We start from the raw sequence: 12,487 nt of genomic DNA, 5'->3' as shown, positions 1-12,487 counted from the left end.
AACAATCAATTTAATAATTATTATTAGTTAATTAAATTTGACTATGTTTTCATTATAAAAACTTATAAACATTCGTTTTTATAAGTGCTAAAAAGCTATATTTTTACAATTCTAAAAGCGATACAGAATATTATGTCAGATACAATAGAAAAAATTAAATGTTTAATTATAGGTTCTGGTCCTGCAGGATATACTGCCGCAATTTATGCAGCTAGAGCAGACATGAAACCTATTATGTATACAGGTATGCAAATGGGAGGTCAATTAACAACAACAACTGAAGTTGATAATTTTCCTGGTTATGCAGAAGGTACAGATGGAACTGCAATGATGGAAGACTTAAAAAAGCAAGCAGAACGCTTTGGTACAGAAGTTCGTTTTGGTTTGGTTACAAAAGTTGAGTTAAGCGAAGAAGTTGGTGGAATTCATAAAGTTATTGTTGATGAGTCTAAAGAAATAGAAGCAGAAACAATAATTATTTCTACAGGAGCAACTGCAAAATATTTAGGGATAGAAAGTGAGCAACGTTTAATTGGTGGAGGAGTTTCTGCTTGTGCAACTTGTGATGGCTTTTTCTATAAAGGTCAAGATGTAGTAGTTGTTGGAGCAGGAGATACTGCTGCAGAAGAAGCGACTTACTTATCTAATATTTGTAATAAAGTTACAATATTGGTTCGTAAAGATTTTATGAGAGCTTCTAAAGCGATGCAACATAGAGTTAATAAAACTAAAAATATTGAAGTTCTATACAACACCGAAATAGATGAGGTTTTAGGTTCTAATGTTGTTGAAGGTGTTAGAGCTATCAATAATCAGACAAAAGAAACAACAGATATTCCTGTAACAGGAGTTTTCATTGCAATTGGTCATACTCCAAATTCAGACTTATTTAAAGGTGTTTTAGATATGGATGAAACAGGATATTTAATCACCAAAGGGAAATCTACTAAAACGAATTTACCAGGAGTTTTTGCTGCTGGAGATATTCAAGATAAAGAATACAGACAAGCTGTAACCGCTGCAGGTACAGGTTGTATGGCGGCTTTAGATGCAGAACGTTATTTAGGAGCTTTAGAGTAAGTTTTCTAATTATTATTCATAAAAAAAGAGATTACATTTAATGTAATCTCTTTTTTTATTTATTTTTAAAGAAAAACGATTAAACTTCTACAGAAGCTTTCATAGATTTTCTGTAAGTAAAAGAATTAAAAATATTTCTCTTACCAAAGTTGTTCATAGATTTTGCGTTTATAAATTTTCCGAAAAGAATTTTACTAACACCAAAGTATTCGTATTTATTTCCATCAGTAAAAGTAACTTCTAATAACATGCTTTTATGGTGCCAATCTGCAACTTGAAATTCTGTTATAGTCGTTTTATAAGCGTCTAAATTTGCTGCTTTCGTTTCTGGAGCAATACTTACTAAAAAATGATACCCATCAATAATTTGAGTACTCATAACGTCTGCTTCTTCTTTCTTTACTTCATCAGTAAATTTATCAGGATGCCATTCTTTAACCAAACCTCTGTAAGATTTTTTTAGATCTTTTAAATTAATAGGACCTTCTACCTCAAAAAGTTTTTTATATTCTTTTATACGCTTCATTGTAAGCTTATTTTTTAAATGCGTGCAAAACTACTGATATTAAATGGATTGTGGAGCAAAAAATAATTTTAAATTTAAAGACAATTATTTTACCTATTTAGAGCTAACTTCACATTTACCTCTATAAGGATAGATTGAAATAAATAGAAGGTATTAGTTTTAAAATCAATTTTACTGATTATTATCATTCTATTATTCTGTTTTAGTTTGTAGCTTTATAATAATATTAAAAGTATATATTATGAAAACGAGCATTTCTTATTATCAAAACAAAAATGAGTTTCGTCTTTTTGTAACCAAATCATTTTCTAGTTTAATTAAACTTAAAGAAGAAGATAATCAAGTTTCTTTTAATGAATTAGTCTTAAAAATTTTACCAGAAATAAGAAAATATGTAAAAGGAAGATTAATTACAGCAATAAAGAAAGGTCATTTTTCTAAAAAGAAATACAAAGCAGATGATATTATAGACCAACTTTTTATAACAATTTATGATAATATTGAAGAGGTAGAAAATAAAAAAGACTTTTACTTATGGTTATTTAAAAAAACTAATGATTTGTTAGATGATTTAATTATGGAAGAAGAATTTAATGAGTTATTTTTTAATAATATTGATGATTATTCTAAACCTGAATGGGATGAAATGCAAGAGAAATTTAGTTCGGATGGAGGAGGAGATCTATTAATGATTGAAGAATTAGACGACATGTCGTATAATCATAATGATTATACGCTAAACCAAGTATTTATAGAAGATAATGAGAAGGATTTAGTAGAAAAATTAGACGAGCAATTAGGAGACGATAAAATTAATGAGCATATAGAACTGGTATTACATAATATGCCGTCTACAATGCGTGAAATTTTCTACTTGTATACAAACAGCAAATTAAAAGTGGATGAAATTGCAGAAATGCAAAATAAAACTATTGATGAAGTTGAAAAGCTTTTAAGTGATGCCAAAAAAGTACTACAAAGAAGTTTGTTTAATCGATATTCTGATGAAAAATAGCGTGTTTTATTTTTTAGTAATGAAAAGTAGTTAAAAATTATTTTTCTTAAATATTGAAAATATAATATAAAGACCCAATATTGCTGATAATAAAAAACCTAAAACCCCTAAAAGAGGAACACCCTTAATTAAAGGTGGCATTTTTGCAATAACTAAAATTGAAGAACCAATAGATAAAGCAGCGATGATAATAGCAAAAACTAAACGATTTACTGCTGTGGTAGTTGCTTTTTGAAACTTTTTAAGCCCTTTATGTTCATGAATTATAACTAGTTTTCCTTCTTTAATTTTCTTAAGAATTGTATCAATATCATCAGGAAGGTTATCTACAAGATTACTCACGTTTTGAAAACGAGTTAAATTCTTTTTAAACAGTTTTTTTAAGCTGAATCGTTTTCTTGTGATCTTAGCAATATAAGGTTGTAAGTTCTCTGTTATATTAAATTCTGGATCTAGTTTAAGACCTACACCTTCAATAATTATTAAAGCCCTTATAAGCATATATAAAAAATGTGGTAAAACTATCTTATTATTATACATAACTCTTTTAAACTTTGTTAATGTGTCTCCTAATTTTATGTTACCTAAAGACCTATTACTAACACCATCAATTAACTCATACAAATCGTATTCCAGTTTTTTATAATCAGAAATATCAGTTTTTACTGCAATTTTTTCTATAATTGGGATAATTTTTTTAATGTCTTTTTTAAGAAAACAAAGAAGAAAATCACCTAAAGCATCTTTGTCTTCTGGCACAATAGTTCCCATCATGCCAAAATCTATAAAACAAATCTGCCCAGTTTTTGGAATGATAAAAATATTACCTGGATGAGGGTCTGCATGAAAAAAACCAAAATCTAATACTTGTTGCAAGTATAAATCTACACCAACTTTTGCAACAATTCTAGGGTCTAAATTCATGGAATTTAAAATGTCCTTTTCCGATATTTTTATACCGTTTATAAACTCCATACAGATAATTTTATCTGTACACAAAGAGGTATACACTTTTGGAACATAGATAATTTCATTGCCTTCAAAATTCTTAGCAAAACGACTCATGTTATTCACTTCCCTTAAAAACTGAAGCTCTTCTTTAATACTTTTTTCAAAAGTATCAACAATTTGCATTGGCTGAAAAACTTTGGCTTGATAGCTGTATTTCACTAAATTTTTGGCAACTTGTTTCATGACCAAAATATCAGCTTCAATTATTTCTATAATATTCGGACGCTGAATTTTAAGCGCCACTACTTCACCAGTTATTAGTTGTGCTTTATGTACTTGAGCAAGTGATCCTGCAGCAATAGGTGTAGCATCTATTGATTTAAAATACTCAGAAATTGTAATATTAAGTTCTTTTTCAATAATTTCATTTATATTAAAATGATTTGGAGTAGCAACATGATCTTGTAATTTTTCTAATTCTTTAATTAAGTCTGGTGGTAAAACATCTTCTCTATTACTAAATATTTGACCCAGTTTTACATAAGTTGGACCTAATTCTTCTAAAACCATACGAATGCGTTCATACGTTGAAAAAGAAAGTGATTTTTGAGTATCAGGATGCTCTTTTAGATAGCTATTTGGAACAAGTTTTTGTAATTGTTTATTAGCCATAACATCCCTAAAGCCGTACTTTGTAAGTACACTAAAAAGTTTATTATATCTTTTAAGTCCCATTTTATCAGGAAATTTTAAATGCACCAGAAGCGATACCTTACTTACATGTATATTTTAATAAATCTAAAAAAACTTTTCTTAAGATTAGAATAAACTTTTCTTTGTCTTTTAAATTTAACTCTGAAATCACCATGTATTTTTATCATTTTTTTATCGAATGCACTTGTGTTTTCTTCACTTTGTGTAGCAATTTTAATTTCAAGCTCTTCTATACCTCCATGTATAATCCCCATAATTGTTATATGAAGTATAAATTCGTTTTGATAATGTGCTAGTTTAGCAAGGACATTTTTGTTTGCTCCGCGTTTTATTAGTTCATTTATTTTGTCGTTAAAAAACTTTAATTCATCATTCCAAAAAGAAAGTTCTTCTTTCCATTGTAGATGTTCAAAATGCATATTTGAGTTGTAAATAAGGATCTCTTCCATAATAATAAATATTTAAAAACTTATATCTAAATATCTGAAATTATAGGTAGTATGAAAATGATGTGAATCATTTTTGATAAAATTGATTATTTAATAAGAAAGTATTTTTTTATGACGAATAGAATCTTTTTGAAAATCTGTCCATTTATATTTACCTTCTAAAATACCTTTTGTTTCCCAATCTCCATAAATTGGGTTAGGAAAAACGATATATTTTTTTCCAAAAAGAGTTTTTAAACTATCTACACTTTTATTTCTTTGAATTGTAGAACGGTTTTCAAATATTGATGAAAAATCAGATAAATTATCACCAAGAAACAATACTATTTCATGCGTTTTTCTAACATAATTTCTTCTAGTTTCTTTTTCACTGTTACTGTTTTTCAAAATTACATGAGATTCATCTGCAAAAGGAAATCCTTTTAATTTTAAATTTTCAATTGTTTCTTTTGTTTGTTTTGATGATCTGTTAGAAATATAAAATATTTCAACTCCCTTACTTTTAGCATATTTAAAAAACGATAAAGCTCCAGGAATAACTCCAGCTTTTTTCTTATTTACCCATTCAGTCCATCTTAAAGAAGAATAGTTTTCATCTAATTCTACTTGTTTTCCGCTGTAAGGACTATTATCTAGCACAGTTTCATCAATGTCTGTAACAATAGCAATTGGTTTTTTAAATGTATTTTTAGTAAGAATTTTGTCTAATTGAAATTGTGCTAAATTATAGGCTTGGTATGTTAATGCTTTGTATTCTGCAGCATTTTGTTGCCATAATAAAGCTTGTATTATATGCTCCTTAACAGGAACTCCTCTTGTGTTTTCTGGTTTAATTTGAGTTACCTGTGATTTACATCCAACACATATTATAAATGTAAAAAGAGAAATAAGAATTTTATTTTTCATTTATATTTTAATAATATCTGTAGGAGTTTCTACTAAAATGGTAATATCTCCACGTAAAGCAATAGGTTGTTTCATTATTTCAGGATTGTTTTGTATCATTTTAATCCAATCATTTGTAGATAAATCATGAGATTGAAATTTTGATTTATATGCAGGGTGTTCTTGGTTTACCAAGTCTACTACATTAATGTGTAATCTATCAGCAAGTTCAATAATTTGAGTTCCTGTTATTTTTGTTTTTAAAATATCAATTTCTAGAATAGGCAAACCTTCTGCTTTAGCATAAGCCAATGTTTGTTTTGCTCTCACAGATTTTGAACTATAAAACAATGTAATTTGTTTTTCTGATGTAGCTATTTCTCCCATGATATTAATTTTTTAATTGTTCTAACTATTTTGCTTTGTGTGTTTCTAAATGATGATGTAATAATTGTTTTAAACTTTCTAGATAATCTTGCATCACTTTAGAGTCTATGTGAGGATGATTCATTGAAGGAATTGTCATAGGGTTTTCATCTAAGAATCTATATAACTCTGGGTAATTAGTTTCAATATTAGTAGTGAGCTGTGTGATTTGAGTTAAAATTTTTTGAAGATTTTTCATAATTGCTCGTGTTTTATTAATGATACTACACAGCAACCATATTAATGTTTTTTTAAGAGAATTAAAATGACCTTAGTCACCTTATTAAAAAATAATAAACAAAAACCCCATCATTAAAATGATGGGGTTTTAAATAAAACAACTAACTATAACCAAAAACTTAAATGTTTATGATTAACCTTTAATATTTTGATTGTCAGTTGAGTTTGAATAATGGTTTAAAAAAAAACGAACAAACTCAATTTGACATCAAGAGATTTTTAGAAGCAGTATTTGTTTTCTGCTTTTACTTTTTCTGCTATTTCGTTACGTAAATCTACAATATCTGGATAGTTTGCATATTTAGTAAAACGTTTTAAGCCCATTAACATCATACGTTGTTCATCACCTTCAGCGAAAGAAATAATACTTTCCTTTCCTTTCTCTTCAATAATATCTACAGCGTGATATAAGTATAATTTAGACATTGCAATTTGCACTGATTGAGAATCTTCTCCAAAACGTTTTGCATTTTTCTCAGTTCTTAAAATTGCAGATTCTGCCATATAGATTTCAATTAAAATATCTGAAGCAGCAATTAATAACTGTTGATGTTTTTCAATTTCTGGACCATATTTTTGAAGTGCTGCACCAGCAACCATTAAGAATGTCTTTTTCATTTTAGAAATCATCAGTTTTTCTTCAGAAAACAATGCTGAAAAATCTGGAGTATCAAAAGAAGGTATTCCCATTAAACTATTTGCAACCTCTGTTGCTGGGCCTAATAAATCTACATGTCCTTTCATTGCTTTTTTAATTAACATTCCAACTGAAAGCATTCTATTGATTTCATTTGTACCTTCATAAATGCGAGCAATTCTAGCATCTCTCCAAGCAGATTCCATAGGAGTTTCCTCAGAGAATCCCATTCCACCAAAAATTTGAATTCCTTCATCGGCACAACTTTGTACATCTTCAGAAACAGCAACTTTTAATATTGAACATTCAATGGCATATTCTTCAACACCTTTTAATTCCGCTTCTTGATGTGTATTTCCTGCTGCAACCCTTAAAGCAATTCTATCTTCAATATCTTTTGCAGATCTATAAGTAGCAGATTCACCAACATAAGCATTGGCAGTCATTTCTGCTAATTTTACTTTAATAGCTCCGAAATCTGAAATAGGAGTTTTAAATTGTTTACGTGCGTTAGCATAATTTACAGCATGAGAAATAATTCTACGTTGAGAATCTAAACATGCTCCAGCTAATTTTATACGTCCAACATTTAATGCATTCATGGCAATTTTAAAACCTTCACCACGACCTGCTAACATATTATCTGCAGATACAACAGTATCATTAAAAAAGACTTGTCTTGTAGAGGAAGCACGAATACCTAATTTATGTTCTTCTTCACCTAAAGTAATTCCATTTGGATTTTCTTTATCAAACTCAACAATAAATCCTGTAATGTTTTTATCTCCTTCAATACGGGCAAAAACAATCATTAAACGACAGAAACCTGCGTTTGAGATCCACATTTTTTGACCGTTAATTTTGTATGATTTTTCATCAGCAGATAATTCTGCAGTAGTTTTTCCTGAATTTGCATCAGAACCAGCACCTGGTTCTGTTAAACAATATGCGCCAAACCACTCACCAGTAGCTAATTTAGGAACATATTTTTGTTTTTGTTCTTCGGTTCCATATAATGTAATTGGCATTGTTCCAATTCCTGTATGTGCACCAAAAGCAGTACTAAAAGAACCTGTTCCACTAGATATATAATCACAAGTTAAAAGTGTAGAAACAAATCCCATTCCTAATCCTCCATAAGCTTCAGGAACAGCAACTCCTAAAAAACCTAATTCACCAGCTTTACGCATTACATCTTCTGTAAGAGCATAATCTTTTGCTTCAAAACGAGCTTTATGAGGAATGATTTCTCTTTCATTAAATTCCATCACTGCTTCTTTCATCATTTGTTGTTCCTCAGTAAAATCTTCTGGAGTAAAAACGTCTTCACAGTTAGTTTCTTTTACAAGGAATTGTCCACCTCTTAATAAATCTGCCATTTTTTTGATTTTTTAATTTTGTTATTAACTTAAGAATTCGAAAACACCTGCAGCACCTTGTCCTGTACCTACACACATTGTTACCATTCCGTATTTGTTTTTCATGTCACGTTTACGCATTTCATCAAATAATTGTACAGATAATTTTGCTCCTGTACAACCTAAAGGATGTCCTAATGCAATGGCACCTCCATTTACATTTACAATTTCTTGATTTAAATCTAACTCACGCATTACTGCTAAAGATTGAGAAGCAAAAGCTTCATTCAATTCAATTAAATCGATATCACTTTGTTGTAATCCTGCTTGTTTTAAAACCTTTGGTATTGCAGCAACAGGACCAATTCCCATAATTCTTGGCTCTACACCAGCTGCAGCATAATTTACGACTCTTGCAATTGGCTCTAGATTTAATTCTTTCACCATCTCTTCGCTCATTACCATTACAAAAGCTGCTCCATCACTCATTTGAGATGAATTACCCGCAGTAACACTTCCTCCTGCAGCAAATACTGCACGTAATTTATTTAAAGCTTCAATTGAAGTTCCTTTTCTAGGACCTTCATCTTTAGTTACTGTATATTTTCTTGTTGCTTTCTTTCCATTTTCATCTAGATAAGTTTGTTCCACTTCAATAGGAACAATTTGATCTTGAAAACGATTTTCTGCTTGTGCTTTTAAAGCTTTCATATGAGAGTTAAAGGCAAATTCATCTTGGTCTTTTCTAGAAACGTTGAATTGATTAGCAACTGCTTCTGCAGTATTTCCCATTCCCCAATAATAATTTGCATGACCATCTTTAATTGTGTCATAATTCAATTCTGGTTTAAAACCAGTCATTGGTACAGAACTCATACTTTCTGCTCCACCTGCAATAATACAACTAGCCATTCCTGCTTGAATTTTAGCTGCTGCCATTGCAATTGTTTCTAAACCTGAAGAACAAAAACGATTTACGGTAACTCCTGGAACATCCACAGAATTTAATCCTATTAAAGAAATAAAACGTGCCATGTTTAATCCTTGAGAACCTTCTGGCATTGCGTTACCTACAATTACATCATCTATACGCTTTACGTCTAAATTTGGTAATTCTTTCATCATGTGTTGAATGGTTTCTGCACCCAACTCATCTGCACGTTTAAAACGAAAAACACCTTTTGGAGCTTTTGCAACTGCTGTTCTATATGCTTTTACTATATATGCTTGTTTGCTCATAATTTTAGTTTCTTAAAGGTTTACCAGTTTTTAACATGTGTTGAATTCTTTCTAACGTTTTATGTTCTGTACAAAGTGATAAAAACGCTTCTCTTTCTAAGTCTAATAGATATTGTTCTGTAACCATTGTTGGTTCAGATAAATCTCCACCAGCCATTACATAAGCTAATTTATTCGCGATTTTCATATCGTGTTCACTAATGTATTTAGAGTCTTTCATAGAATCTGTTCCTACTAAAAACATTCCTAAAGCTTGTTTACCTAAAACCTTAACATCGTTACGTTTTGCAGGTTGTGTATAACCACTTTCTGCCATTAATTTAGCGTGTGCTTTTGCAGTAGCTATTTGTCTGTCTTTATTGACAACAACAATATCTTTTCCTTTTTGAAGTAAGCCTAAATCGAATGCTTCATGTGCAGAAGTAGATACTTTTGCCATACCAATAGTTAAAAAGTTTTCTTGTAAAATGTTTAGCTCAACATCTCCTTTTCTAAAAGAATCTGATGCTCTTAAGGCCATTTCTTTAGAACCACCACCACCTGGAATTACACCAACTCCAAATTCTACTAATCCCATATAAGTTTCTGCTGCTGCAACAACTTTATCTGCGTGTAAAGAAATTTCACAACCACCACCTAAAGCCATTCCATGAGGAGCAGAAATTGTTGGTATTGATGAATAACGCATGCGCATCATTGTATCTTGGAAATATTTAATAGCATAATTTAATTCATCATATTCTTGCTCTACAGCCATCATAAAAATCATACCAATATTTGCTCCAACAGAAAAGTTTGCTGCTTGATTACCAATAACCAAACCTTGAAAATCTTTTTGAGCTAAATCAATTGCTTTGTTAACTCCTGATAAAACATCGCCACCAATTGTATTCATTTTAGATTGGAATTCTAAATTTAAAATTCCATCTCCAATATCTTCAATTACAACACCAGAGTTTTTCCAAACTTCGTTTGATTTTCTAATGTTATCTAAAATAATAAATGATTCTTGACCAGGTTTCTTCGTTTGAGATTTAGAAGGAATGTCATAAAAATGAGTTGCTCCTTCTTTTACTGAATAGAAAGAAGTTACACCAGAAGCTAACATTTCTGTTACCCAAGTTGCAGGTTCCTTACCTTCAGCTTTCATTAATTCGATTCCTTTTTCTATACCAACTGCATCCCAGATTTCGAAAGGACCATTTTCCCAACCAAAACCAGCTTTCATTGCATCATCTATCTTATAAAGCTCATCAGAAATTTCTGGAATTCTATTTTGAACATAAGCAAACATTGCTGCAAAGTTTTTTCTATAGAATTCACCTGCTTTATCTTTTCCGCCAACTAAAATTTTAAATCTGTCAATTGGCTTATCAATCGTTTTCGTAAGTTCTAAAGTTGCAAATTTGGCACGTTTTTTAGAACGATACTCTAAAGTTTCTAAATCTAATGTTAAGATTTCTTTTTTGCCATCAACAACAGTCTTTTTGTAAAAACCTTGTCCGGTTTTACTTCCTAACCATTTGTTTTCCATCATTGTGTTGATGAAACCTGGTAACTTGAAAAGTTCGTGAGCTTCATCATCAGGGCAGTTTTCATAAATACCATTAGCAACATGTACTAGAGTATCTAAACCAACAACATCTACAGTTCTAAAAGTTGCTGATTTTGGACGACCAATAACTGGTCCTGTTAATTTATCAACTTCTTCTACTGTTAAACCTAATTCTTTTACTTGATGAAATAAAGATTGAATTCCGAAAATTCCAATTCTATTTCCTATAAATGCAGGAGTATCTTTAGCTAAAACAGAAGTTTTACCTAAGAATTTTTCACCATACATCATTAAGAAGTCTGTAACTTCTTGTTTACAACCTGGACCAGGAACAACTTCAAAAAGTTTTAAATATCTTGGTGGATTAAAAAAGTGAGTTACTGCAAAATGCTTCTGAAAATCTTCACTTCTTCCTTCATTCATAAACTGAATAGGAATACCAGAAGTATTAGAAGAAATAATCGTTCCAGGAGTTCTGTATTTTTCTAGCTTTTCAAAAACGATTTTTTTAATATCTAATCGTTCTACAACAACTTCCATAATCCAATCTACATCAGCAACCTTTGCAATATCATCATCTAAATTACCAGTGGTAATTCTACTTGCAAATTTCTGATTATAAATAGGAGAAGGTTTGGATTTAAGAGAAGCTGATAATGCATCATTTACTAAACGATTTCTTACAACTTTGTCTTCGAGTGTTAATCCTTTCGCTTTTTCCTTGTCGTTTAATTCTCTTGGTACAATGTCCAATAATAGAACTTCAACTCCAATGTTTGCAAAATGACAAGCTATTCCGCTTCCCATAATTCCAGAGCCAACTATTGCTACTTTTTTAATTCTTCTAGTCATTAGTCTTATTTGTTTTATACTGCTTTATTGTTGACATTTTCATAAATATCTCTGTCGGCAATAAGTTTATTAATTGTTGCTGTTACTTTAAAGAAACCTTCTAAGTCTTTTTCAGAAACGTTTTTTCTTACTGTATCATTAAATTGTATTACATGACCTTTAGATACTTTGCGCATTTCTTTGCCATATTCAGTTAATTTTATGATTACACTTCTACCATCATCAGGATTTTTTTCTCTAGAAATAGCACCTTTATCTTCCATCGTTTTTAAAATTCTAGAAAGACTTGTTGGTTCCATTCCCATTAAAGGACCTAAAGCTGTAGAAGGAGTTCCTTTTTGCTTATCAATATTTAATAAAACAAAAGCGGTGGCCATTGTACTATCGTGCTTTGCAGCTCTTTCATTATAAACTTTTGCAACAGCTTGCCATGTTGCTCTAAGTTCATGATCTATTGATTTTAATTTTTCCATTCCGTCAAATATATAAAAATTTATTATGCACGCATAGTAAATTGCGAAAAAGTTATGCATGCATAGTAAATTTTAACATAAATTAAA

At 30.2% G+C, this 12,487-nt stretch carries 12 protein-coding genes; 2 read left to right on the top strand and 10 right to left on the bottom strand.

All coding sequences use genetic code 11. The features are described 5' to 3' along the window. The first annotated feature begins 132 nt into the window (after positions 1-132). The gene (gene trxB, locus BTO07_RS07800; protein ID WP_087520701.1) at positions 133-1,080 is read left to right on the top strand and encodes a thioredoxin-disulfide reductase; all 948 of its coding nucleotides are present in this window, start codon (positions 133-135) and stop codon (positions 1,078-1,080) included. A gap of 79 nt (positions 1,081-1,159) precedes the next feature. On the opposite strand, the gene BTO07_RS07795 is transcribed toward trxB, so the two are convergent. Next, entirely contained in the window at positions 1,160-1,606 is a 447-nt protein-coding gene (locus tag BTO07_RS07795) for a KTSC domain-containing protein (protein WP_087520700.1), read from the bottom strand. 241 nt (positions 1,607-1,847) lie between these two features. Between BTO07_RS07795 and BTO07_RS07790 the strand changes: the two genes are divergently transcribed. After that, positions 1,848-2,621: an RNA polymerase sigma factor gene (locus BTO07_RS07790; RefSeq protein WP_087520699.1), complete on the top strand. Its 774-nt coding sequence runs from the start codon at positions 1,848-1,850 to the stop codon at positions 2,619-2,621. 30 nt (positions 2,622-2,651) lie between these two features. Here BTO07_RS07790 and BTO07_RS07785 read toward each other — a convergent pair whose 3' ends face one another. From BTO07_RS07785 to BTO07_RS07745, 9 genes are all read right to left on the bottom strand, one after another. Then, positions 2,652-4,307 (bottom strand): ABC1 kinase family protein, encoded by a 1,656-nt coding sequence (locus tag BTO07_RS07785; RefSeq protein WP_087520698.1) that lies wholly within the window; start codon positions 4,305-4,307, stop codon positions 2,652-2,654. 41 nt (positions 4,308-4,348) lie between these two features. Continuing rightward, complete coding sequence (locus BTO07_RS07780) at positions 4,349-4,735, bottom strand: hypothetical protein (RefSeq protein ID WP_087520697.1); 387 nt, start codon at positions 4,733-4,735, stop codon at positions 4,349-4,351. 90 nt (positions 4,736-4,825) lie between these two features. After that, the gene (locus BTO07_RS07775) at positions 4,826-5,641 is read right to left on the bottom strand and encodes a 5'-nucleotidase, lipoprotein e(P4) family (protein WP_087520696.1); all 816 of its coding nucleotides are present in this window, start codon (positions 5,639-5,641) and stop codon (positions 4,826-4,828) included. Beyond that, positions 5,642-6,007 carry an arsenate reductase family protein gene (locus BTO07_RS07770; protein ID WP_087520695.1) on the bottom strand — a complete coding sequence of 122 codons (366 nt, stop codon included), beginning with the start codon at positions 6,005-6,007 and terminating at the stop codon, positions 5,642-5,644. A gap of 25 nt (positions 6,008-6,032) precedes the next feature. Then, entirely contained in the window at positions 6,033-6,245 is a 213-nt protein-coding gene (locus BTO07_RS07765; protein ID WP_087520694.1) for a hypothetical protein, read from the bottom strand. A 260-nt stretch (positions 6,246-6,505) separates the two neighbouring features. Next, positions 6,506-8,302 carry an acyl-CoA dehydrogenase family protein gene (locus tag BTO07_RS07760; protein WP_087520693.1) on the bottom strand — a complete coding sequence of 599 codons (1,797 nt, stop codon included), beginning with the start codon at positions 8,300-8,302 and terminating at the stop codon, positions 6,506-6,508. 24 nt (positions 8,303-8,326) lie between these two features. Continuing rightward, entirely contained in the window at positions 8,327-9,520 is a 1,194-nt protein-coding gene (locus BTO07_RS07755) for an acetyl-CoA C-acyltransferase (protein ID WP_087520692.1), read from the bottom strand. A gap of 4 nt (positions 9,521-9,524) precedes the next feature. Beyond that, a complete protein-coding gene (locus tag BTO07_RS07750) occupies positions 9,525-11,927 on the bottom strand; it encodes a 3-hydroxyacyl-CoA dehydrogenase/enoyl-CoA hydratase family protein (protein WP_087520691.1) in 2,403 nt (800 codons plus the stop codon). 14 nt (positions 11,928-11,941) lie between these two features. After that, complete coding sequence (locus BTO07_RS07745) at positions 11,942-12,400, bottom strand: MarR family winged helix-turn-helix transcriptional regulator (RefSeq protein WP_087520690.1); 459 nt, start codon at positions 12,398-12,400, stop codon at positions 11,942-11,944. Between the last annotated feature and the right edge of the window lie 87 nt (positions 12,401-12,487).

The organism is Polaribacter sp. SA4-12 (assembly GCF_002163675.1).
Classification (GTDB): domain Bacteria; phylum Bacteroidota; class Bacteroidia; order Flavobacteriales; family Flavobacteriaceae; genus Polaribacter.
The sequence above is the reverse complement of the archived record's forward strand: the minus strand, read 5'-3'. Positions and strand labels throughout refer to the sequence as shown.